Consider the following 22,699-nt stretch of genomic DNA (forward strand, 5'->3'; position numbering starts at 1 on the left):
GGGACAAAGCGCTGTGAGCTCTGTATTATCCGGGATGCGGTCAGGCTGCGGTGCCGGGGGGGGCGCCTGCGGCACAGTAGCAAATCAGTATCGTTTGGCCCACGGGAATCGAGCCGATGAATTGGGGCACCCACATGCGCGGAAAAAGGAGATCCGTATTGGCTGGCGGTCCGTGAATGCGGGCGCGGCGTTCGGTCATATCGAGGCTGCGAATGAGGCTGGTCGCGCTGGAGGCGACCTTGGTCAGCGCGTCCGCGCCAATCCGGCCTCTTGTCCGGCGGCGATCGCCACCCGCATCTCGCCCGCCGTTCCAAGCAGCAACCCCGCGCGGCCATCCTTCTGTCTCGCGCTCACATACTGTTCGTGGAAATCCTCGGTGGCATTGCAGTCACGGATGAAAGCTCTAAAAACTTTGCGACAAGACTTTATCTGTGTGCACTGAAATGAGGAGATGGCGATGGCCTTCACGCTGGCGACTTGGAATATCAACTCGGTGCGGCTGCGCGAAGGGCTTGTCTGCAAACTTTTGCAGGAAGAAGCGCCGGATGTGTTGTGCTTGCAGGAATGTAAAAGCCCGGTTGAGAAAATCCCGACCGAGGCGTTTCGCGATCTGGGTTACACCCATATGGTTGCGCGCGGGCAAAAAGGCTATAATGGCGTTGCGATCCTGTCCAAGCTGCCAATCACCGAAGTTGGGGCGCATGATTTCGCCGATCTTGGCCATGCGCGCCATGTCGCAGCACAGCTGGAAAACGGCGTCACGATCCATAATTTCTATGTGCCTGCGGGGGGCGATGTGCCTGACCGCGCAGTGAATGAGAAATTTGGTCAAAAGCTCGATTATCTGACGCAGATGCGCGATCATTTCCACGCTGAGTCGCCGAAAAAAGCAATCTTGGTGGGCGATTTGAACATCGCGCCGCGTGAAGATGATGTCTGGAGCCATAAGCAATTGCTCAAGATCGTGTCGCATACGCCCATCGAAGTGGAGCATCTGAGCGCCGCGATGGATGCCGGGGATTGGGTTGATGTGACGCGTCAGGATATTCCCGAGGGGCTGCTCTATTCATGGTGGAGCTACCGGGCGCGCGACTGGGACGCGGCGGATAAGGGGCGTCGCCTTGATCATGTCTGGGCGACCTCGGATATCGCGGCAGCTGCCCATTCAAGCCGCGTCTTGCGTGCGGCGCGCGGCTGGGAACAGCCCTCGGATCATGCGCCGGTTTTCGCCAGCTTTGATTTGTGACGGGCGGGCGCTGCAAACTGTCGCAGGGTAATCGGGGTTTGCGTTTTCAATCTTAAACGCCATATAGAAATCGAAACTCCGCAACCGGATGGAGAGAGACATGTTAGAACTTGGCACCACGCAAAACGCCGCCCCCGCGGGCGATCTGATCAAGGACGTATCCGAAGCCGACTTCATGGCCGAAGTGGTCGAGAAATCGCAGACCGTGCCGGTTATCGTCGATTTTTGGGCGCCGTGGTGTGGCCCATGCAAGCAGCTTGGCCCGGCGCTTGAGGCCGAGGTGATGGCCGCGAAGGGCGCGGTCGTGATGGCCAAGGTCAATGTCGATGAGAACCAGGGGATTGCCGGGCAGTTGCGGGTGCAGTCGATCCCCACAGTTTACGCGTTCTGGCAAGGCCAGCCGATTGACGGGTTCCAAGGCGCGCTTCCCGGTTCGGAGATCAAGAAATTCGTCGCCAAGGTGATTGAGGCCGCTGGTGGGGCCGATAACGGTCTTGCTGACGCGGTTGAGGCCGCCGAGGCGATGTTGAATGAGGGCGCGGCAGAAGATGCCGCCGAGACCTTCGTTGCGATCCTTGGCGAAGACCCGGAACTGGCCGAGGCGCATGGCGGTTTGATCCGCGCGCGCATCGCGCTGGGCGATCTCGACGCGGCGGGGGCTGCGCTTGCGGCTGTTCCGGCAAAGCTGACCGATGCGGCCCCGATTGACGCGGCGCGTGCCCAGCTTGATCTGGCCAAACAGGCGCAATCGGCGGGGCCGCTGGATGACCTCAAAGCCAAGGTCGAGGCCAATGCGGACGATCATCAAGCGCGCTTTGAATATGCGCAGGCGCTTTATGCGGCGGGCGACGCGGCGGGGGCGGTTGATCAATTGCTGGACCTATTCCGTCGCGACCGCGAGTGGGATGATGGCGCTGCGAAAACGCAGCTGTTCACGATTTTTGACGCGCTCAAGCCAAATGACCCGGTCGTGCAGTCGGGTCGTCGTCGCTTGTCGTCGATGATATTTGCCTGATCGGTCCGATGACCTACCTCGGTGGAATGATAAAGCAAGGCGATCTGCCAGACACTCTTCCACTTTTTCCATTGCCCGGAGCGCTCTTGCTGCCCAGGGCACGGCTGCCGTTGCATATTTTTGAACCCCGCTATCTTCAGATGATTGAGGATTGCATGAAAACCCCGCAGCGGCTGATCGGGATGATCCAGCCGCTGAAAGGGCCCTCGGGGCAAAATCACCTGAATGCGATTGGCTGTGCAGGCCGTTTGACCGGGTTCTCCGAGACCGAGGACGGGCGCTATATGATCACGCTTGCGGGGGTGTCGCGGTTCCGGTTCCTGCACGAGAAAGAGGGCTTCACGCCCTATCTATGTGCGGCCGTCAACTGGGAGCCATTCGCCCGCGATCTGGGCCCGACCGAGCAAGATCCAGAGTTCGATCGCACGGCGTTTTTCGAATTGCTCGAACGCTATTTCGTGACGCAGGGGCTCGATACCGACTGGGAGTCGTTGCAAGAGGCCGAAGAAGAATTGCTGATCAATTCGCTTGGGATGCTGTTGCCGCTTGAGTCGGAAGACAAGCAGGCGATGCTTGAGGCACCTTGCCTGTCCACGCGGCGTGAAACTTTGGTAACGCTGCTGGAATATGCGCTTTATGGTGGCAGCGAGGAGAAGCTGCAATGAGCGACGATATCGAACCGACAGAAAGCCCAGCCGAACCTGCGCGCGCGCGGCCGCTATTTGACCGCCACATGCTTGAGGCCTTGGTTTGCCCGCTCACCCACGCCGTGTTGCAGTATGACGCCGAGGCGCAGGAACTGATCTCCAAGCGCGCCAAACTGGCATTTCCGATCCGCGGCGGCATTCCAATTTTGCTCGAAGACGAAGCCCGCCGCCTCGACGACTAAAGCGGGCGTCCTTGCAGTAAGCGGGGCATGGGGCCTGACAGCCCCGCCGCCTGACGCATGAAGCCTTGGCGCAGGGCAGGCAGAGCTTGCACAAGCCCCATGCCAATGTCGCGCCCCGCGCGCAGAAGCGGATTGTTGTTTGAAAACAGCTTGTTGACGCTGTCCATACCCAGTGCAAGCGCGGTAGAATCGAACCGCCGCCAGCCCTGATAGCGTTCCAACACATCCAGCGCGCCAATGTCTTCGCCGCGTCGCATCGCCTCGACCAGCACCTCGGCGAGGGCGGCGACATCGCGCAGCCCAAGGTTCAACCCCTGACCCGCGATCGGGTGCACGCCATGGGCCGCGTCGCCCACTAACGCCACGCGCGGCGCGGCATAAGACTTGGCCAGCGTCAGGTTCAGCGGATAGCTAAAGCGCGGTCCGGCCAGTTTGATCTCGCCCAGGAAATCGCCGAAACGTGGGCGCAGAACGGCCAGAAAATCGGCGTCATCCAGTGCCGCGATGGCTTGGGCGGTTTCGTCTTTCTCGCTCCAGACGATCGACGAGCGGTTGCCCTTGAGCGGCAAGATCGCCAGCGGCCCTGAGGGCATGAAGAATTGATGCGCCACGCCATTATGGGGCAGCGCGTGTTCGATCGCGGCGACCAGTGCGGTCTGACCATAGCCCCAGCCTTCGCGCGTGATGCCCGCGCGTTGCGCCGCGCCCGAGCGCCGCCCATCTGCCCCCACAAGCAGCTTGGCGCGCAAGCTGCGCCCGTCTGACAGCGTCGCGGTGATCACGCCCGGCGTAACCGTTTGATCGGTGACTTGGGTGTCATGGATCAAGGTGATCGCGGGATTGGCCTCCATCGCGTCCAGAAAGGCGCGATACAGAAAGCGATCTTCCAGCATGTAACCGACCGGGGCCTGATCAAGCTCGCGCGCGTCGAAATGCAGGAAAAACGGGGATGCACCTTCGCCGGCATGGCCATCGCTTGCTTTGACTTCCATCATCGGTTGCGCGGTCTCGGCAATTGCGCCCCAAATTCCAAGCGTGGCCAGCAATTTCTGCGACGCAATCGCCAAAGCATAAGCGCGCCCGTCGAACGTATCGGTGGCGCGTTGGCGGGCGGGGGCGGCATCGACCAAGGTGACGCTGACACCAGCGGAGGCCAGTGCCAGAGCCAATGCAGGGCCGTTCAGCCCACCGCCGGCGATAAGGACATCGGAATCATATTTCATGGTGCTTACTATGGCGCGCCGTCCGGGATTGTCCATGCGCGCCGGTGTCGCTAGCGTGGCGTCAAATAAGTAAGGAGACGGGCATGGATTGGCGGCTGGCAGGTGCGGTGGAACAGGGGCGTGCGATTGCGGCTGGGCAGCTTGATCCGGTGGAGCAAACCGAAGCCTATTTGGAGGCTGCGCAACACAGCAATGACATCTATGCCCGCCTCACGCCGCAACGCGCCCGAGACGAGGCAATGGCGGCCCATCAACGCGCCAAATCGGGGCAGCGGCGCGGCGTGTTGGATGGCGTCGCGCTGAGTTGGAAAGACCTAGTTGATACCGCAGGTGTCGCGACCGAGTCGGGGTCGCGTCTGCTTGCAGGCCGGGTGCCCGATAGGGATGCGGAAGTGTTGGTTCAGGCGGGGCTTGGGGGCTCGGTCTGTCTGGGCAAGACCCATATGACCGAATTGGCGTTCTCAGGGCTTGGCGTGAACCCGATGACCGCCACGCCGGGAAATATCCATGATGTAAAGCGTGCGCCGGGTGGGTCGTCTTCGGGGGCGGCACTGTCGGTGGCGCGCGGGCTTGCGGCGGCGGCGGTCGGGTCTGACACTGGCGGATCGGTGCGTATTCCGGCGGCGTGGAACGATCTGGTGGGGCTGAAAACCACGCATGGACGGGTGTCTACGCGTGGGGTTGTGCCGCTGTGTCGTAGCTTTGATACGATCGGGCCACTGGCGCGCAATGTCGAGGATTGCGCCCATGTGCTTGCGCTGCTTGAGGGGCGCAATCCGCCGGATCTGCGCGACACAACGCTGCGTGGGGCGCGGCTGCTGGTGCTGGAAGGGCTGCCATTCGAGGGCACACGCGAAAAGCCCGTGCAAGGGTTTGAGACGGCGGTGGATCGCCTCGCCAAAGCAGGTGCGGTGATCGAGCGGCGTGGCTTGTCGATGGTGGCGCCTGCGATGGATCTGTCGGGCATTCTGTTTGCCCCCGAGGCGTATGGCGAGTGGAAGCACCTGATCGAAGCCGCGCCCGAGAAAATGTATCCGTTGATTTTGGAACGCTTCCGCAGTGGGCGCGATGTGCTGGCGTCAGATTATGTGGCGGGTTGGCATGCGCTCGTGGACTATCGCGCGGCCTATTTGGCAGCGACGGTGGAATATGACGCTGTGTTGGTGCCCACCGCTCCGATTGCCCCCCCAGATGCGCAACGTCTGCTCACGGATCGCGACTATTTCGAGACGGAAAATCTGCTGGCGCTGCGCAATACCCGGATCGGGAATATTCTGGGGCTCTGTGTGCTGACCTTGCCAACGGGGGTTGTGTCTTGCGGGATTTCGTTGATGGGCGCGCCGATGGGCGAAGATCGTCTGTTGCGCCTTGGCATGGCCGCCGAATCGGCGCTCGTCTGAAAAGTCACAGTCATGTCTGTCAAGCCTCTTGGAGCACTGTCTTTTTCTGGACGCAGGGGCTTGGGTTTTGTAACCTATCTCTCAATACGGGGCGACATAGACTCCGAAGCATGAGGCAATGATGGATTTTCCCGAGCGGTTTTCGAACCTGCCCGAATATGCGTTCCCGCGTTTGCGGGGGCTGCTTGATTCGCACGCGCCCGGCGGCGCACCGCTTGCCATGTCGATTGGTGAGCCGCGTCACCCCATGCCTTCGTTTGTGGGCGAGGTGATTGCGCAAAGCCTTGAAGAGTTTGGGAAATATCCGGCCAATGATGGCACGCCAGAGCTGCTGACTGCGATTTCCGCTTGGCTGAAGCGGCGCTATGATGTCGCGATTGGCCCCGAGCGGATCATGGCGCTCAATGGCACGCGCGAAGGGTTGTTCAACGCGGCTATGGCGCTGGCGCCCGAGCTGAAGAACGGCAAACAGCCTGCGATTTTGATCCCGAACCCATTTTATCAGGTCTATGCTGTGGCGGCAGCCGCAGTCGGCGCAGAGCCAATCTTCGTGCCTGCAGGCCCTGAAACTGATTTTCTGCCTGATTATGAGGCACTTGCGCCTGAGGTTCTGGATCGCGTGAGCGTGGCCTATCTGTGCTCACCATCGAACCCGCAAGGTGCAGTGGCATCGCGCGACTATCTGGCGAACCTGCTGGCGCTGGCCGAAAAGCACGATTTCCGGATCTTCGCGGATGAATGCTATTCCGAGATCTGGCGCGAAGCACCGCCCGTGGGTGCCGCCCAAGTCGCAGCAGAACAGGGCATCAACCCCGAGCGCGTGGTGATCTTCCATTCGCTCTCGAAACGCTCGAACTTGCCGGGGCTGCGCTCGGGCTTTTTGGCCGCTGGCCCGGAAAGCATCCGCCATATTCGCCGTTTGCGCGCCTATGCAGGTGCACCGTTGCCCCAGCCTTTGCAACGCGTCGCCGAACGTGTTTGGGCCGATGAGGCGCATGTGATCGAGAGCCGCCGTTTGTATGGCGAGAAATACGACATCGCGGGCGACGTGTTTTCGGGTGTTGACGGGTTCAGGCTGCCGCAGGGTGGGTTCTTTTTGTGGCTGCCCGTCAAGGATGGCGAAGCTGCGGCGCTGAAACTGTGGCAAGAGACCGGCATTCGGGTCTTGCCGGGCGCCTATCTGGCGCGCGACGTTAACGGAGAAAATCCCGGTAAGGGATTCATACGGGTGGCCTTGGTCGCCCCAAAAGAAGAAACGCAGCGCGGGCTTATTCAGCTACGCGACTGCCTATACGATTGAGGACGGTAGGTTATGGCATCTTATCAGGTACGACAGCGCGATCCGCTATTCGATCAGGACACGCAGGCAGTTCTTGAACGACGTGGCAAGGAGTTGGTGGGGGCCGTTCTGGTTCTGATCGGCGTGCTTGCGGCGATGATGCTGTTTTCCTACGCACCCGAAGATCCAAGCTGGATGGCAGCCTCTGATCAGCCTGTGCAGAACTGGCTGGGACGGATCGGTGCGGGCATTGCCTCGCCGCTGTTTGTCATCGTGGGTCATGGCGCGTGGTTGCTGCCCGCCGCTTTGCTGGTCTGGGGCGTGCGCTTGATCACCCATCGCGGCGAAGAGCGCGTGCTGTCGCGCATCATCTTCTTCCCGATCGCCGTTGCGATAGCCGCCGTTTACGCCGCGCTTCTGGTGCCGGGTGCGCAATGGGGGCAGGCCTTTGGTTTGGGCGGGCATTTCGGCGATATGATCGCAGGCTCGCTTTTGGGAATCGTGCCTGTGTCGGGGACCTTCGGGCTAAAGCTGTTGTCGCTGGTGCTGGCGGTGGCGATGCTGGCGATGGCGGCGTTTGTGCTGGGCTTCACCAAGCTGGAGCTGCGCGTGATCACGCGGTTCATGTGGCTTGGCACGGTGGCGGTGTATGTTGGCGTGATGAATCTGCTGGGCAAAGGCGCATCGGCCTCGGTGAACGGGGCGCGTCTGGCAGCCGAGCGTGCGCGCGAGCGCAGAGCGCAAGCCGCAGAACGTGCGGCAGAACAAGCCGCTTGGGAAGAGCAACAGGCCTTGGTCGCTGGCCATTGGGCCCCCGAGGTCGAGGCTGCGCGCCCCTCGCTTTTGTCGCGCATCCGGCGCCCCGCCGAGCCGGACTATGACGCCTATGATCCCACGCCCGAGCTTTTCGAGACCGAGCCGCATTGGGATCATCTGCCCCAAGAAACGCCCAGCGATGACCGCATTCGCGCGCGCATCACGCAAGCGGTGCAAAGCCGCAAAACGGCAGCGGTGGCACCAGATTTTGCGCCCGACTATGCTCCGAAATCCGCCCCCAATCTGGCTCATGATTTGCCCGAGGCGATGGTCCAGCCCGAGCCGCAAGCCCCCCCTGCTTCGGTGCTGGCTGCCGTGGCCAAGCGTCTGGCCCGCGCGCCGCGTCCGGCCCAACCGACGCCCGCGCAACCCGCGATGCGCGCCGAACCTGTGCTGCGCGCCGAGCCGCCTTTGCATGCAACCCCGCGCTACATGCCCAATTCCGCGCCGGCGGTGCGCGTGACGCGCGAAACGCCTGCCACTGACGGGCATGACTGGACGCATCCCGATTGGACTCCGCCTGAAGAGGTCGAGACCGATGCGATGGATCTACGCACCGATCATTTCTACACGGGCGACGAGGCCGACTTGAACGCGCTCAGCGGAGAATCCCAATGGGTGCAAGAGCCGAGCTATGACGCTTATGACGCCTATGAGACCGAGGTGCCCGACCTGCCGGTTGCTGCGCGCGGACTTGATCGCAAGGTCATCAAGCAGCCCGAAGCAAAACGCGTCGTGCAGCCCATCAGCAAACCCGCAGCACCCTCGCGCCGCGCCCTTGAAGAGGCGCAGCCGAAACTGGCATTCGAGGCCAAGCCGAGCGCGCCTTATGAAATGCCGCCGCTGTCCTTGCTGACCAACCCGGTTTCGATCCAGCGTCACCAGTTGTCCGATGAGGCGCTGGAGGAAAACGCGCGGATGCTGGAATCGGTGCTTGATGATTATGGCGTGAAGGGCGAGATCGTTTCGGTGCGTCCGGGTCCCGTGGTCACGATGTATGAACTTGAACCCGCGCCGGGTCTGAAAGCGAGCCGCGTGATCGGTCTGGCCGATGATATCGCGCGCTCGATGTCCGCACTTTCGGCGCGCGTTTCGACCGTGCCGGGGCGCTCTGTGATTGGTATCGAACTGCCCAATGAGCATCGCGAAAAGGTTGTGCTGCGCGAAATTCTTTCGGCGCGCGATTTCGAGGATAAGAATACCAAATTGCCCCTCGCGCTGGGCAAGACCATTGGCGGCGAGCCGATTGTCACCAACCTCGCCAAGATGCCCCACCTGCTGATCGCGGGCACCACGGGCTCGGGTAAATCGGTGGCGATCAACACGATGATCCTGTCGCTTCTGTATCGCCTGTCGCCCGAGGAATGCCGGTTGATCATGATCGACCCGAAGATGCTGGAACTGTCGGTTTATGACGGTATCCCGCATCTGCTGAGCCCGGTTGTGACCGATCCGAAAAAGGCGGTTGTTGCGTTGAAATGGGTGGTCTCCGAGATGGAGGACCGCTACCGCAAGATGTCCAAAATGGGCGTGCGCAACATTGAGGGCTATAACGGGCGCGTCAAAGAAAGCCTTGAGAAAGGCGAGATGTTCAAGCGCACTGTGCAGACCGGGTTCGACGAGGAAACCGGCGAGCCGATCTTTGAAACCGATGAATTCCAGCCCGCAACGCTGCCCTATATCGTCGTGATCGTTGACGAGATGGCAGACCTGATGATGGTCGCCGGTAAGGAAATCGAGGCCTGCATTCAGCGCCTTGCGCAGATGGCGCGTGCCTCGGGGATTCACCTGATCATGGCGACGCAGCGCCCCTCGGTCGATGTCATCACCGGCACGATCAAGGCCAACTTCCCGACCCGGATCTCTTTCCAGGTGACCTCGAAAATCGACTCGCGCACCATTCTGGGCGAGCAAGGGGCCGAACAGCTTCTGGGCATGGGCGACATGCTGTATATGGCGGGTGGCGGCAAGATCACGCGTTGTCACGGGCCGTTCGTGTCTGATGAAGAGGTTGAGGAAATCGTCAACCATCTCAAGAGCTTTGGTCCGCCGGAATACATGTCGGGCGTGGTCGATGGGCCTGATGATGGCACTGCATCTGAAATCGACGCGGTGCTCGGGCTGAACACTGGTGGCAATACTGGCGGCGAAGATGCACTTTACGATCAGGCGGTGGCGATCGTGATCAAGGATCGCAAATGCTCGACCTCGTATATCCAGCGCAAACTGGGGATCGGCTATAACAAGGCTGCGAAACTGGTTGAGCAGATGGAAGATCAAAGCGTTGTCAGCGCCGCCAACCATGTCGGCAAGCGTGAGATCCTCGTGCCCGAGCAGGGATAGGCCGGCGCAAAAACGCTCACATTCTCGAAAAGCCCCGGCGCGATGATGCACTGGGGCTTTCCCTTTGCGTAAGAGTGCCTAAATATCGTGACATGAAACAAATACGCATCCTTCTGGCCGCCGTGTTCACGCTGGCATTCGCGCTTCCGGCCATGGCCGAGAAGTTGTCGCTCAACGCCATTTCGGCCTATCTCAATGGCTTGAAGACGGCCTCGGCCGATTTCACGCAGGTCAATTCCGACGGCTCAATTGCCACCGGAAAGCTGTATCTCAAGCGGCCCGGTCAGGCGCGGTTTCAGTATAATTCGGACAAAACATTGGTCTTGGCCACGGCCAATCGGGTGGCGATATTCGATGCGAAATCGAACCAGCCACCGGAGCAATACCCGCTGGTGAAGACGCCACTGAACTTGATTTTGGCCCGCAACATTGACCTCAATCGCAACAAGATGGTGACTGGGTACAGCTCTGACGGGGCGAAAACGTTGGTGACGGCACAAGATCCGGAACATCCCGAGTATGGCTCGATCCAGCTTGTGTTTACCGCCAGTCCAGTCGAGCTGCGCCAATGGGTGATCACCGATCAGGCGGGCGCTAAGACCACGACGATCCTGAATAACCTGCAAAAAGGTGGTGACTACCCGTCGTCGCTGTTCTCGATTGATTTGCAGATGGCGCGCGAGAACTGAGCACTGCGCCTAGCGGCGGCAGCTTTCCAATTGAATCTGATACATCTGGGCGCGTGCGGCGACTCGATTGGCCACGGCCATTAGCCAAGTTTTGGACCGGTGACTGCCGCGCGAAAACCCGCCGCGCCCCTCGTGATAGGCGAGATACTGGTTGCGCGCGTCTGATTTCGAGATCCCAAGCTGTCGTGTCGTGCCATCCATATACCAGCCCATGAAATCGGTGGCATCGAAAATGCGATTGCGCTTGGCACCGTAGCGGCCGTTTTCTTTGCGATACTCTTCCCAGGTCGCATCCAGCGCTTGGCTATAGCCATAGGCGGAGCTTTGACGGCCCAGCGGGATCACTCCAAGCGCAAAGCGATAGGGCGTTTTGGCATTGCCGTCGAACTTGCTTTCCTGATGGATCGTGGCCATTTGCACTGCAACCGGCACGCCCCACCGAGCTTCGGCTCTGCGCATTGCAGAGTAGTATTTGGGTCGCTCGTGAATGATTGCGCAAGCGTCATCAAGGTTGCGCGGGGGTCTCGGCGCACCACCGCAGGCGGCAATCAACAGCACCAAACCAAGGGCGAGAATTTTCTTCATCACTGCTCTTCTTTGCTCTAACGGCTTATTTACAGCTATATTAGGCTGTTTTTCACGTTTCGGAAACCGCAAAGGCACATTGCTTCGGAAAGACTGTTCGTTTCGCTGGCACAGACTGTTTCCGGCAAAAATGCGGCACAAATGTGGACAGGGTGGGCCTTCACAAATTAGAAACAAAGAAAGAGGGGTCGCAATGCATAGTTCTCAGGCGAAATATCACATCGGTCAGATCGTGCGCCATCGCAAGCATCCCTTTCGGGGTGTCGTGTTTGATGTCGATGCGGTCTTCTCGAATTCGCAGGCTTGGTATGAGTCGATCCCCGAGGATGTGCGCCCCAGTAAAGATCAGCCTTTCTATCATCTGCTCGCGGAGAATGATGAAAGCTTTTACGTCGCCTATGTGTCTGAGCAGAACTTGATCGCGGATCGCACCGGAGAGCCGGTGAGCCACCCCGATCTTCCTGATCTGTTTGGGGATTTCGACAATGGCGCCTATCCCCTCCAGTTTCAGCTGAACTGATTGGCTTAGCCCGCGTTGCGGTCCAGCGTGGGCGCGAGTGGCAAGCGGAACGCCAGAAGATTGCGGTCCTGATCGCGTGAATACCCCAAATCGGTTGCCAGATCGCGGATCAGGAACCAGCCAAAGCCGCCTTCAGGCAGGCTTTCGGGGCTTGGTCTTGCGCTGTTATCCTCGGTTTTGGTCAAACAGGTCATCGGCAAAGGCACGCCATCGTCACTGACCGAACAGCTGAGCCCTTGCGAATCGCGCACCATCGACAGCGTGATCGTGCCCACCCCGCTATCTGCGTAGCTGTGTTCGACGATATTATTCAGCACCTCTGCCAAGATCAGTTCCAATGTGCCCGCCTCATCTGGTTCCATCAGCCGCATAAAACGTGCAAGCGCCGCGCGCAGGGCCGTACGCACGGAAAGCGCACTGGCTGGGAAGCTCATGCAAAAGATACGATGGGTATCCGCAGAGTCGCTATGGGGCCCGGGGCGCAGCCCCATTGACGTCTCAAGCATATTTCCGCCCTTCACTCAGCGCTGAGGCCAGATCGGTATGGATGCGAAACACCGTATCCATCCGGGTCAGACGAAACACCTTGTCGACATTGCCCGTCAAACCGCACAGTTCAAGCTGGCGATGTGGAGCAAGGGCTTTCATCACCGCAACCACGGCGCCAAGCCCGGAACTGTCAAGAAATTCGATTTTTGACATGTCGAGAATAACCCGGTGCGCGGGTTGCGCGGTCACTTCGCGCATCTGTTCTTTAAAGCGAATCGCAACCGCCGCATCAAGGCGCGGTTCGTCCACACGCACGACCAGCGCGCCATCGCAGGCTTCAGAAAAGAGGTTCATCTATGGCTCCTGCAGCAAGATTTCTGAATGCAGGCTAGACGCCAATGCTTACCATTCGGTATCCGTGGGGCAGAATTTAGGGAGATGAAGATGGAAAACGTGGTGATCTTGGGGGCGGCGCGTACCCCGATGGGCGGAATGCAGGGCGTTTTTTCCGATGTAAGCGCCTCAGAGCTGGGCGGTGTGGCGATTGCAGCGGCTCTTGCGGGGGCGGGTGTCGCACCTGCGCGGATCGAAGAACTCCTGATGGGCTGCGTGTTGCCAGCGGGTCAGGGGCAGGCCCCCGCGCGCCAAGCCGGTTTTGCGGCGGGGCTGGGCGAAGGCGTGCCCGCGACCACGCTTAACAAGATGTGTGGCTCGGGCATGAAAGCGGCGATGATTGCCTTTGATCAGGTCGCCTTGGGCCAGACCGGGGTGATGGTGGCGGGCGGCATGGAGAGCATGACGAACGCGCCCTATCTGCTGCCCAAGATGCGCGGCGGGGCGCGGCTGGGCCATGCGCAGGTGATCGACCACATGTTTCTCGACGGGCTGGAGGACGCCTATGACAAGGGCCGCCTGATGGGCACCTTTGCCGAGGATTGCGCGCAGGCGTTTCAATTCACCCGCGAGACACAGGATGACTACGCGCTGGCCTCGCTGTCACGCGCTTTGGAAGCCGAGGCATCCGGCGCTTTCGCAGATGAGATCGCGCCTGTCGCCGTCAAAAGCCGCAAGGGTGAAACGGTCGTAGGAACGGATGAGCAGCCCGCCAATGCCCGCCCCGACAAGATCCCGCAGCTCAAACCCGCCTTTCGCAAGGATGGGACGGTGACGGCGGCGAATTCGTCGTCGATCTCGGATGGGGCGGCGGCGCTGGTGCTGGCCTCGGAAAAGGTTGCGCAGGCCGAGGGGCTGACGATCCGCGCGCGCATCTTGGGCCATGCGAGCCATGCCCAAGCTCCGGCGGATTTCCCGACCGCACCGGTCCCCGCGATTGAGAAGCTGCTGCAAAAGCTGGGCTGGTCGGTCGAGGATGTCGATCTGTGGGAGGTGAACGAGGCCTTTGCTGTGGTCCCGATGGCCTTCATGCACAAGCTGGGCGTGCCGCATGACAAGGTGAACGTGAATGGCGGGGCCTGCGCGCTGGGCCATCCGATCGGGGCCTCGGGCGCGCGCATCATCGTGACGCTGCTCAATGCGCTGGAAAAGCGTGGGCTGAAACGCGGGATCGCTGCGATCTGCATCGGCGGGGGCGAGGGCACGGCCATCGCGATTGAACGTCCATGAGCGTCGATTATGCCGATCTGGCCAAGCGCATCGCGGCGCTAACGGCGGGTGAGAGCGATGAGGTCGCGCTGATGGCGACGCTGGCCTGCGAGATCCATCACAGCGATGACCGTTTCGACTGGACGGGGTTCTACCGGGTGACCGCGCCGGAGTTGCTGAAAATCGGCCCCTATCAGGGTGGGCATGGCTGCCTCGTGATCCCGTTCGCGCGCGGCGTCTGCGGGGCTGCGGCGCGCACCGGCGAGACGCAGCTGGTGCCCGATGTCGAGGCCTTCCCCGGTCATATCGCTTGCGCCAGCTCCACGCGCTCGGAATTGGTGATCCCGGTCTTCGCCAAGCGCGGGGTGATCGGGGTGCTCGATATCGACAGCAATCAGCCCGATGCGTTCACGCAAGCGGATGCAGATGCGCTGGAGGCGATCTTGCGCGATGTGTTTGCCCCGCTCTGACTTGACCGCGCGGGCGCTGCGGTGCATCCCCGCGCGATGAGCTATGTCTACGATCCGCCCAAAGAGGCCCCGCGCATTCTGCATGCCGATCACGAGGTTCTCGTGGTCGACAAGCAGGCGGGGCTGCTTTCGGTGCCCGGCAAGGGGCCGGACAAGGCGGATTGCCTGCTGAGCCGGCTGAAGGCGATCCATCCGCAGGTGTTGCTGGTGCATCGTCTGGATACCGACACCTCGGGCGTGATGGTCTATGCGCTGACCCCTCATGCGCAGCGCCATCTGGGTCTGCAATTTGAGAAACGTCAGACCAAGAAGGTCTATCAGGCGCGGCTTTGGGGCGAGATGGCGCAAAAGGAAGGCACGGTCGATCTGCCGCTTTGCGTCGATTGGCCCAACCGCCCGCGCCAGCATGTCGATTTTGAGAACGGCCGTGCGGCGCAGACCGATTGGCGGGTGATGCGCCACGAGGACGGCACGACGCGCATCCGTCTGATGCCGCTGACCGGGCGCAGTCACCAGCTGCGCGTGCATATGGCAGAGCTGGGCCACCCGATCTTGGGCGACCCGCTATATGCCGAAGGACCGGCGCGCGACTTCCCCCGCCTGATGCTGCACGCGGAATCCCTACGCTTTCGTCACCCAGATGGCGGCATGCATATGAGCTTCAACGCCCCCTGTCCGTTCTAAAATCGATACAATCGCGCTCTTTTCCCCGGTCGCGCGGACGGGCATACTCTGGCCAAGTAGAACGCGGAGACCTCCCATGCCCAATTCCCTGCGCCTTGGCGTAAATATCGATCATGTCGCGACGATCCGAAATGCGCGCGGCTCGGCCTATCCCGATCCGCTGCGCGCGGCGCTGATGGCGCAAGAGGCGGGGGCGGATGGCATCACTGCCCATCTGCGCGAAGACCGCCGTCACATTCGCGATGGCGACATTGACGCGCTGATGGCGGGCATCAAAGTGCCGCTGAATTTCGAGATGGCCGCCACCCCCGAAATGCAAACCATCGCGCTGCGCCATATCCCGCACGCCTGCTGCATCGTGCCCGAAAAGCGCGAGGAGGTTACGACCGAAGGCGGTCTGGACGTAGCGGGTGATCAGGCACGCCTGACCGATTATGTTGCACCGCTGGTCGAGGCGGGCATTCGCGTGTCGATGTTCATCGGCCACGATCCTGCGCAAATCGAGGCTTCGGCCAAGATCGGCGCGCAGGTGATCGAATTGCACACGGGTCATTACTGCGACCTGCATCATGCGGGCGATTTTGCAGCGCGCGATGTCGAGCTTGAGGCGCTGCGCGCAGGCGCGGCCTATGCCGACAGTCTGGGACTAGAGGTGCATGCGGGTCACGGGCTGACCTATGACACAGTGGCACCGATTGCCGCGATAAAGCAGATCCGCGAGTTGAATATCGGCCATTTCCTGATTGCCGAGGCGATCTTTTCCGGGCTCGGCCCAGCGATCACGCATATGCGCAAGCTGATGGACGCGGCGCGGGGATGAGTCGCACGCGATTTCTCTATCTGCGCTTTGGCTGGCACTGGTTCATGACCTCTGTTTTGATGGCGTTGTTATTCTCGCAACTCTTGAAGCATTTCGGGGTCGTGATGCCACGGCTTGTCTTTGGGGTCGTTCCGCCGGCGATAGCCTCGATGATTGCAGGCATACGGTTCGCGCGCACTCACGTTGCGATGCCGACATCGCGTGAGGCATGGCATTTTGCTGCGATCGGAACGCTGATCGTCGCCATTCTTTCGGTGCTCCGCAGTCTCGTTTTGAGCGGCTTCTCACCCGCCTTGCGCGCGCAATTTGCGCCCCTGTGGACCCAGCGAGACCCATATTATTTTGCGGTTTTGGGGGCAATTTTTCTGATCGTTCTGGGGGTGGTCCTCGTGATCAATCGCTTGTTCTTTCCGATTGGCGTGCGGATTCACCTAAAGTCGTTATCGGCGGCGGACGATCGGAGCGACTGACCCATGATCCTTGGAATCGGCACCGATTTGGCCAATATCGAGCGGATCGCGCGCACGCTAGAACGCTTTGGCGACCGCTTTCGCAATCGCGTCTTCACCGAGGTCGAACAGCGCAAGGCCGAGCGTCGCCGCGACGTTGCTGGCACCTACGCCAAGCGCTGGGCGGCGAAAGAGGCGTGTTCCAAAGCGTTGGGTACCGGGCTGCGTATGGGCATCTCGTGGAAAGATATGGCGGTCACAAATCTGCCAACGGGGCAGCCGGTAATGCACCTGACGGGTTGGGCGGCGGATCGGCTAAAGGCCATGACGCCAGAGGGTTACGAGGCCGTGGTGCATGTCACATTGACCGATGACCACCCTTGGGCGCAGGCCTTTGTGGTGATCGAGGCGCGCAAGCTTTCTTGACTCGGGCGTGAGGCTGGGTAAGGAGGGCGAGAATTCATGAGGGCAGGGCAGATGGCGAAAAAGAAAACCGAGGGCGGTGTCTGGGAAACCGTTAAGACGATCTTCTGGGCATTGCTGATCGCGGGCGTGTTCCGCACGCTGTTCTTTCAGCCGTTCTGGATCCCATCCGGCTCGATGAAAGACACGCTGCTGATCGGCGATTTCCTGTTCGTCAACAAGATGGCCTATGGTTATTCGAAATATTCCTGCCCGTTCTCGGCCTGCCCGATTCCGGGTCGCATCCTTGAGCGCGCGCCCACGCGCGGCGATGTTGTGGTGTTCCGCCATCCGACAAAGGATGTCGATTTCATCAAGCGTCTGATCGGGATGCCCGGCGACACGATTCAGGTCACCGATGGGCTGCTCTATATCAACGGCAAGCCAGTTCAGGAAAAACCCGACGGCGATTTCTCCGAGGTGATGGCCCCGCAAGGTCCGCAGCAGTTGATGCCGCGCTGTAGCAATGCTCCGGTGGGCGAGGGCGATACCTGCATCAAGCACCGCTATATCGAAACGCTGCCCAATGGCGTGAGCCACGAGATCCTCAAGATCACCGATGGTGGCTATGCCAATAACACCCCGGTCTTCACCGTGCCCGAGGGCGAGTATTTCTTCATGGGTGACAACCGCGACAACTCCGAAGATAGCCGGTTCTCGCAATCGGTGGGTGGTGTGGGCTATGTGCCTTTGGCCAATCTGGTCGGGCGCGCGGATCGCATCATGTTTTCCTCGGCGGGCCGCTCGTTGTTCTACTTCTGGACGTGGCGTTCGGATCGCTTCTTCAAGGCGATCAATTGAAGCTGAGCGCGGACATCAAGGCCTTTGAGGGCCGGTTGGGTTATCACTTTACCAAGCCCGAGATCTTGCTGCGCGCGCTTACGCATTCGTCGATTTCGACCGCGACCCGGCCCGACAATCAGCGCCTTGAGTTTCTGGGCGACCGGGTGCTGGGGCTGGTGATGTCCGAGGCGTTGTTCTTGGCCGATCGCGCGGCCTCGGAAGGACAGTTGGCGCCACGTTTTAACGCGCTCGTGCGCAAAGAGACCTGCGCCGATGTCGCGCGCCAGATTGATCTGGGGGCGGTGCTCAAACTGGGGCGCTCCGAGATGATGACCGGCGGGCGGCGCAAAGAGGCGCTGCTGGGCGATGCGATGGAGGCGGTGATTGCCGCCGTCTATCTGGATGCCGGGTTTGAAACGGCCCGTGCCTTTATCTTACGGCTTTGGGGGGCGCGTCTGGACTCTGTCGAAGAGGACGCGCGCGATCCCAAGACCTCGCTACAAGAATGGGCGCAGGCCCGCGGTCTGCCCCCCCCGAAATACGAGATCACTGGCCGCGATGGCCCCGATCATGCCCCGAAATTTACGATTGAAGTCCTGTTGGACAATGGCGCGCGCGAAACCGCGCAGGCCAAGTCCAAGCGTCAGGGCGAAATGGCTGCTGCCAAGGCTTTGCTGGCGCGGCTGAAGGAGAGCGAATGACCAACCCGACACGCGCCGGATTCGTGGCCCTCATCGGAGAGCCCAATGCCGGAAAATCCACCCTGCTGAATGCGATGGTGGGGGCCAAGGTCTCGATCGTGACGCATAAGGTGCAGACGACGCGCGCGCGCATCCGTGGCGTTGCGATGCAAGGGCAAAGCCAGATCGTGTTCGTCGACACACCCGGCATCTTCCGCCCGCGCCGCCGTCTGGACCGTGCAATGGTGCAGGCTGCTTGGGGCGGGGCGGCTGACGCCGATGTCGTGGTGCTGCTGATCGAGGCGCATCGCGGTCTGACTGAGGGCGGCAAGGCCATTCTGGAGTCGCTCAAAGAGCGCGAAGGTCTGCGCGTGGCACTTGCGATCAACAAGATCGACAAGGTGAAATCCGAGGCGCTGCTGGGTCTTGCGGCGCAACTCAACGAAAAATTCGAGTTCGCCAAGACCTTCATGATCTCTGCCGAGCGTGGTCATGGCGTGGCGGACCTCAAGGAATGGCTGGCAGGCGAGATGCCCGAGGGGCCGTGGCTGTACCCCGAAGATCAGATTGCCGATCTGCCGCTGCGCATGATCGCCTCGGAAATCACCCGCGAAAAGCTGACACTGCGGTTACATGAAGAACTGCCTTATCAACTCACCGTCGAGACCGAGAATTGGGAAGAACGCGAGGATGGCTCGGTGCGCATCGATCAGCTGATCTATGTCGCGCGCGATGGCCATAAGGGCATCATCCTTGGCCATAAGGGCGAGACGATCAAGTCGATCTCCAAGGCGGCGCGGATGGAGATGATCGAATTCCTCGACCGCCCCGTGCATCTGTTCTTGCAGATCAAAGTGCGCCCGAACTGGCTGGACGATGCCGAGCGCTATTCCGAGATGGGTCTCGATTTCAAGGACGGCAACTGAGATGGCGGCGCGGCTCACGACCGATCTGTGGGTGCACGCCTATCTCAAGCGGCTGGAGCTGGCCAATATCCCCGCCTATGTGACCGCGCATGGGCAGCAAAGCTCGGGCGCGGTTCTGGTGAAATGCGCGCGTCTTGACGGCACCGCCCAAAGCTATGAACGGCGGACCGATCTGATGACGGGGGCCAGCGCGTGGATGTTGCTGCACGATGGCCCCGAGGCCGAGGTCGACGCGAGCATCGCCAAACAGCGCGGCTTTGACCCCGACCTCTGGGTGATCGAGATCGAAAGCCGGGATGGGCGCACGTTGCTGGATGAAGACGGGCTTAACGCGTAAGGCGCAGCAACGCCATCGCACGCCCCACTGCGATTATCACGAGCCCGCCAATCCAGAACGCAATCACAAATTGCGCGCACCAGATCGCCAGCCCGTTCCAGCCAAGCTGCGTGAGATTGAGAAAGAAATACGGGTAAAACCCGGTCTCGAGCCCGCGGATTTCCGCATAGACCAGATAGATCAGCGGCCAAATCAGCCACAGCGCCGCGTCACGCCATTGCAACGCTCGCTTGGGCGCAAAGATCAGCCACCAGATCGGCAGCAAAATCGGCACTGCAGTGTGATACAGGAAATTCTCCAGCCAATCGAGGCCGTGCAAGGGTTCGTCTCCCGCGAGCAGCAGGTGATAGACCGCGCCCACGATGATCATCCACAGCGTGAGGGCCGCCAGTAATGCAGGCGAAAACAAACGTTTGCGCCAGAGCATCACGCCAAACAAAACCCCGACCAATGAGTTGGTCCAGATCGTGAAATAGCGCACCATCAGCCATAAAATCCCCAACGGCACCGAGGCATGGGGATGGGCGGCGAGATTGGTGCTGAAGCTTGCGGCGAAGGCGATGGCTTCACACAGGAAAATCAGCAATGCGAGAGAACGGGAAATACGTGTCATGGGCGCAAGTTAGGGCCAGCCAAGGCCGTTGCACAATTCACGAAGCCGCTTGCGCCGCAACGTCACCCATTCGATAGTCGCGCCATGGATTGGCAAGATCACGGCACCATTCTTTCTGCGCGCCCGCATGGTGAAAACTCGATGATCGTCGAGCTGTTCACTGCCGATCACGGCCGTCATGCGGGGGTGGTGCGCGGTGGTGCGTCGCGCAAGATGGTGGGGATATTGCAGCCGGGCAATCGCGTTTCGGCAACGTGGCGGGCGCGGCTTGAGGATCATATGGGCAGCTTCACCATCGAGCCGCTGCAAAGCCGCACCGTGATCTTGTCCGATCGCTTGGCGCTGGCGGGGCTGAATGCGACCTGCGCACTGCTACGCTTTACCCTGCCCGAGCGCGAGGCGCATATGCGTGTCTTCGCGGCGTCCGAGGCACTGTTTGATCTGTTCGTTGAGGGCGGCGATTGGGCGGCTGATTATCTGCGCTGGGAGATGGGGCTGCTTGAAGAGATGGGCTATGGCCTCGATCTAAGCCAATGCGCGGTGACTGGCACGCGCGATGATCTGGCCTATGTCAGCCCGCGCACCGGGCGCGCCGTTAGTCGTGAGGCGGCGGGCGAATGGGCGCCCAAGCTGCTGCATCTGCCGCTGTTTCTGCTGGGGCAGGGGCCGGCCTCGGGGGCCGAGATTGCACAGGGGTTGCGCCTGACCGGGTTTTTTCTGGGCGAGCGGATGGCCCCCGATCTGGGCAATCGCCCGCTGCCCGAGGCCCGTAACCGATTGGTCGATCTGCTGTCGCGTCAGGGCTGAGCGCGGTCGTCCAGCACCAGTTGCAACAGCGCCAGATCCAACCAGCGCCCGAATTTCTTGCCCACTTGCGGCAGCCGCCCGACATGGGCAAACCCAAGCCGCTCATGTAGGCGCACCGACCCGGCATTGGCTGCATCAACCGCCGCGATCATGACGTGGAAACCGCCCTCACGGGCGCGCGCAATCAGCGCCTCCATCATCTGCGCGCCCTTGCCGCCTGCGCGGTGATCGCGATGAACGTAAACCGAATGTTCCACGCTTAGACGATAGCCGTCATGGGGGCGAAACGGGCCGAAACTGACATAGCCCACGGCCTTGCCAGCTTCCTCCCAGACCAGCACCGGATAGCCTGCCGCCTGTCGATCCGCGATCCAGTCACGGCGGTTCTGCGCATCGATCTCGATATCGTTCCAGATCGCGGTCGTGTTGCGCACCGCGTCATTGTAGATTTCAGCGATGGCTTCGGCATCTTCGGATTTGGCGTCCCGGATCATCTGCGCTCTCCTTGTTCAGGCGCAGAATTGGCGCGCATCACGGCGGCGTGCAAGCCTCATTTCGCGGCGAGGAAACGCGCGGTGCGGATAACGGCCTTATCGGCAGGGGTGAATTTGACGCCCAGCTCATCGGTTGCCGCCGCATGGCTGAGATGCATCTTCTTGCCGATCATCGGCAAGATCAGCGCGATCTGGGCATCGAACAAGGCCAGCAGCTTCAGCACGAATTTCGGAGCCAGTCGCTGCGAGATTTTGCGATCGGGGAAATTCGCCTGAAGGGCAGCGGCAAGATCGCGGAAATTGGCGAAACTTTCGGCGCAGATATAGCGCTTGTTGATCGCTTCGGGCGTATCCAGCGCAGCGATATGACATGCTGAGACATCGGCGACATCCACAACTGGCATGTCGAGATCAGGTTGCATCGGGTCGCGCCCCGACAACAGGCGCGCAATCACCGCGACGGAAGATCCGGTGTGCTTATCCATCGGCGTGCCGCAGACGAGGCCGGGATTGATCACGCTCAACTGCATCTCGGGATGGGTTTTGACAAAGTCCCAAGCGGCCCGTTCGGCGAAGATTTTTGAGCGCGTATAGGCGCTGCAGGTCGGGGCCTCGGGGTTGGACCAATCGGCCTCGGTCATCGGGTTCGAGGTCACGCCATGCATCACCGCCTCCATCGAGGATGTCAGCACAACACGCGTCACGCCCGCTTTATGGGCCGCTTTGAGCACGCGCTTGGTGCCCTCAACCGCCGGGCCAATGATCTGGGATTCGTCCTTGGGCTTGCTGAGGGGAAAGGGCGAGGCCGTGTGCATCACGCCGTCCACGCCGCCCATCGCTTCGGCCCAACCGCGATCCGTCATCAGATCGGCCTCGACAAAACTGAGCCGCGCCAAGGCCTCGGGTGGCAAGCCCGCGAGCGCCGCGCGCACCTCTTGGCTGCGTCCGGATTTGCGCAAGGTGCCGCGCACTGTGTCGCCGCGCGCCAGCAGATCATAGGCGATCTTCTTGGCGATAAACCCGGTGATGCCGGTGACGAGGATCGTGCGGGGCATACGGCCCTCCTAATGTGAGCGGT

At 60.9% G+C, this 22,699-nt stretch carries 27 protein-coding genes; 20 read left to right on the forward strand and 7 right to left on the reverse strand.

Going from position 1 to position 22,699, the window contains the following annotated elements; genetic code table 11:
• Positions 1-457: 457 nt before the first annotated feature.
• The 4 genes from AB4874_RS07940 to AB4874_RS07955 all read left to right on the forward strand — a co-directional run bounded on the left by AB4874_RS07940 (position 458) and on the right by AB4874_RS07955 (position 3,150).
• Positions 458-1,246: an exodeoxyribonuclease III gene (locus AB4874_RS07940; protein WP_368391582.1), complete on the forward strand. Its 789-nt coding sequence runs from the start codon at positions 458-460 to the stop codon at positions 1,244-1,246.
• Between the two features lie 100 nt (positions 1,247-1,346).
• Positions 1,347-2,261, forward strand: a complete 915-nt coding sequence (locus AB4874_RS07945; protein ID WP_368391583.1) for a tetratricopeptide repeat protein — start codon at positions 1,347-1,349, stop codon at positions 2,259-2,261.
• 26 nt (positions 2,262-2,287) lie between these two features.
• The gene (locus tag AB4874_RS07950) at positions 2,288-2,926 is read left to right on the forward strand and encodes an LON peptidase substrate-binding domain-containing protein (protein ID WP_368391644.1); all 639 of its coding nucleotides are present in this window, start codon (positions 2,288-2,290) and stop codon (positions 2,924-2,926) included.
• Positions 2,923-3,150, forward strand: coding sequence for a Trm112 family protein (locus tag AB4874_RS07955; RefSeq protein ID WP_438273453.1), 228 nt, complete (start codon positions 2,923-2,925; stop codon positions 3,148-3,150). The genes AB4874_RS07950 and AB4874_RS07955 overlap by 4 nt, the downstream gene beginning before the upstream one ends.
• Here AB4874_RS07955 and AB4874_RS07960 read toward each other — a convergent pair.
• Complete coding sequence (locus AB4874_RS07960; RefSeq protein ID WP_368391584.1) at positions 3,147-4,373, reverse strand: FAD-dependent monooxygenase; 1,227 nt, start codon at positions 4,371-4,373, stop codon at positions 3,147-3,149. The genes AB4874_RS07955 and AB4874_RS07960 overlap by 4 nt on opposite strands.
• An 83-nt stretch (positions 4,374-4,456) precedes the next feature.
• On the opposite strand from AB4874_RS07960, the gene AB4874_RS07965 reads away from it, so the two are divergent.
• The 4 genes from AB4874_RS07965 (at position 4,457) to AB4874_RS07980 (ending at position 10,900) form a co-directional block, all read left to right on the forward strand.
• Positions 4,457-5,773 (forward strand): amidase, encoded by a 1,317-nt coding sequence (locus AB4874_RS07965; RefSeq protein WP_368391585.1) that lies wholly within the window; start codon positions 4,457-4,459, stop codon positions 5,771-5,773.
• A 121-nt stretch (positions 5,774-5,894) separates the two neighbouring features.
• A complete protein-coding gene (locus AB4874_RS07970) occupies positions 5,895-7,073 on the forward strand; it encodes an aminotransferase class I/II-fold pyridoxal phosphate-dependent enzyme (RefSeq protein ID WP_368391586.1) in 1,179 nt (392 codons plus the stop codon).
• A gap of 12 nt (positions 7,074-7,085) precedes the next feature.
• A complete protein-coding gene (locus AB4874_RS07975) occupies positions 7,086-10,211 on the forward strand; it encodes a DNA translocase FtsK (protein ID WP_368391587.1) in 3,126 nt (1,041 codons plus the stop codon).
• Between the two features lie 92 nt (positions 10,212-10,303).
• The gene (locus AB4874_RS07980) at positions 10,304-10,900 is read left to right on the forward strand and encodes a LolA family protein (RefSeq protein ID WP_368391588.1); all 597 of its coding nucleotides are present in this window, start codon (positions 10,304-10,306) and stop codon (positions 10,898-10,900) included.
• Between the two features lie 9 nt (positions 10,901-10,909).
• Here the strand turns inward: AB4874_RS07980 and AB4874_RS07985 are convergent, their stop codons facing one another.
• Positions 10,910-11,485 carry a transglycosylase SLT domain-containing protein gene (locus AB4874_RS07985; RefSeq protein ID WP_295532053.1) on the reverse strand — a complete coding sequence of 192 codons (576 nt, stop codon included), beginning with the start codon at positions 11,483-11,485 and terminating at the stop codon, positions 10,910-10,912.
• A 193-nt stretch (positions 11,486-11,678) separates the two neighbouring features.
• On the opposite strand from AB4874_RS07985, the gene hspQ reads away from it, so the two are divergent.
• Positions 11,679-12,005: a heat shock protein HspQ gene (hspQ, locus tag AB4874_RS07990; protein WP_295532050.1), complete on the forward strand. Its 327-nt coding sequence runs from the start codon at positions 11,679-11,681 to the stop codon at positions 12,003-12,005.
• 5 nt (positions 12,006-12,010) lie between these two features.
• Here hspQ and AB4874_RS07995 read toward each other — a convergent pair whose 3' ends face one another.
• Together AB4874_RS07995 and AB4874_RS08000 are read right to left on the reverse strand one after the other, a co-directional pair.
• A complete protein-coding gene (locus AB4874_RS07995; RefSeq protein ID WP_368391589.1) occupies positions 12,011-12,511 on the reverse strand; it encodes an ATP-binding protein in 501 nt (166 codons plus the stop codon).
• Positions 12,504-12,848: an STAS domain-containing protein gene (locus AB4874_RS08000; protein WP_368391590.1), complete on the reverse strand. Its 345-nt coding sequence runs from the start codon at positions 12,846-12,848 to the stop codon at positions 12,504-12,506. The genes AB4874_RS07995 and AB4874_RS08000 overlap by 8 nt, the downstream gene beginning before the upstream one ends.
• Positions 12,849-12,938: 90 nt before the next feature.
• On the opposite strand from AB4874_RS08000, the gene AB4874_RS08005 reads away from it, so the two are divergent.
• The 10 genes from AB4874_RS08005 (at position 12,939) to AB4874_RS08050 (ending at position 19,707) form a co-directional block, all read left to right on the forward strand.
• Positions 12,939-14,117 carry a thiolase family protein gene (locus AB4874_RS08005; RefSeq protein WP_368391591.1) on the forward strand — a complete coding sequence of 393 codons (1,179 nt, stop codon included), beginning with the start codon at positions 12,939-12,941 and terminating at the stop codon, positions 14,115-14,117.
• Positions 14,114-14,566, forward strand: a complete 453-nt coding sequence (locus AB4874_RS08010) for a GAF domain-containing protein (RefSeq protein WP_368391592.1) — start codon at positions 14,114-14,116, stop codon at positions 14,564-14,566. The genes AB4874_RS08005 and AB4874_RS08010 overlap by 4 nt, the downstream gene beginning before the upstream one ends.
• 36 nt (positions 14,567-14,602) lie before the next feature.
• Entirely contained in the window at positions 14,603-15,250 is a 648-nt protein-coding gene (locus AB4874_RS08015; RefSeq protein ID WP_295532035.1) for a pseudouridine synthase, read from the forward strand.
• A 76-nt stretch (positions 15,251-15,326) separates the two neighbouring features.
• Entirely contained in the window at positions 15,327-16,070 is a 744-nt protein-coding gene (locus AB4874_RS08020) for a pyridoxine 5'-phosphate synthase (protein ID WP_368391593.1), read from the forward strand.
• A complete protein-coding gene (locus AB4874_RS08025) occupies positions 16,067-16,540 on the forward strand; it encodes an ABZJ_00895 family protein (protein WP_368391594.1) in 474 nt (157 codons plus the stop codon). Before AB4874_RS08020 ends, AB4874_RS08025 begins: the two co-directional genes overlap by 4 nt.
• A gap of 3 nt (positions 16,541-16,543) precedes the next feature.
• Positions 16,544-16,945 (forward strand): holo-ACP synthase, encoded by a 402-nt coding sequence (acpS, locus tag AB4874_RS08030; protein WP_368391595.1) that lies wholly within the window; start codon positions 16,544-16,546, stop codon positions 16,943-16,945.
• Positions 16,946-16,996: 51 nt separating this feature from the next.
• Positions 16,997-17,782: a signal peptidase I gene (gene lepB / locus AB4874_RS08035; protein ID WP_295532022.1), complete on the forward strand. Its 786-nt coding sequence runs from the start codon at positions 16,997-16,999 to the stop codon at positions 17,780-17,782.
• Complete coding sequence (rnc, locus tag AB4874_RS08040; RefSeq protein ID WP_295532019.1) at positions 17,779-18,465, forward strand: ribonuclease III; 687 nt, start codon at positions 17,779-17,781, stop codon at positions 18,463-18,465. Before lepB ends, rnc begins: the two co-directional genes overlap by 4 nt.
• A complete protein-coding gene (gene era / locus AB4874_RS08045; protein WP_368391596.1) occupies positions 18,462-19,370 on the forward strand; it encodes a GTPase Era in 909 nt (302 codons plus the stop codon). The genes rnc and era overlap by 4 nt, the downstream gene beginning before the upstream one ends.
• Position 19,371: 1 nt before the next feature.
• The gene (locus AB4874_RS08050; protein WP_295532011.1) at positions 19,372-19,707 is read left to right on the forward strand and encodes a DUF1491 family protein; all 336 of its coding nucleotides are present in this window, start codon (positions 19,372-19,374) and stop codon (positions 19,705-19,707) included.
• Here the strand turns inward: AB4874_RS08050 and AB4874_RS08055 are convergent.
• Positions 19,697-20,320 (reverse strand): Pr6Pr family membrane protein, encoded by a 624-nt coding sequence (locus AB4874_RS08055; protein WP_368391597.1) that lies wholly within the window; start codon positions 20,318-20,320, stop codon positions 19,697-19,699. The two genes, AB4874_RS08050 and AB4874_RS08055, sit on opposite strands and share 11 nt — an antisense overlap.
• A gap of 84 nt (positions 20,321-20,404) precedes the next feature.
• Between AB4874_RS08055 and recO the strand changes: the two genes are divergently transcribed.
• On the forward strand, positions 20,405-21,127 hold the full coding sequence (gene recO / locus AB4874_RS08060; protein ID WP_368391598.1) for a DNA repair protein RecO: 723 nt from the start codon (positions 20,405-20,407) through the stop codon (positions 21,125-21,127).
• Here recO and AB4874_RS08065 read toward each other — a convergent pair.
• Positions 21,118-21,621: a GNAT family N-acetyltransferase gene (locus tag AB4874_RS08065; protein WP_368391599.1), complete on the reverse strand. Its 504-nt coding sequence runs from the start codon at positions 21,619-21,621 to the stop codon at positions 21,118-21,120. The genes recO and AB4874_RS08065 overlap by 10 nt on opposite strands.
• Before the next feature lie 56 nt (positions 21,622-21,677).
• Positions 21,678-22,676 carry an NAD-dependent epimerase/dehydratase family protein gene (locus tag AB4874_RS08070; RefSeq protein ID WP_368391600.1) on the reverse strand — a complete coding sequence of 333 codons (999 nt, stop codon included), beginning with the start codon at positions 22,674-22,676 and terminating at the stop codon, positions 21,678-21,680.
• Positions 22,677-22,699: the final 23 nt, after the last annotated feature.

The sequence above is a fragment of the Thioclava arctica genome (assembly GCF_040892615.1).
Taxonomy (GTDB): Bacteria; Pseudomonadota; Alphaproteobacteria; order Rhodobacterales; family Rhodobacteraceae; genus Thioclava; species Thioclava arctica.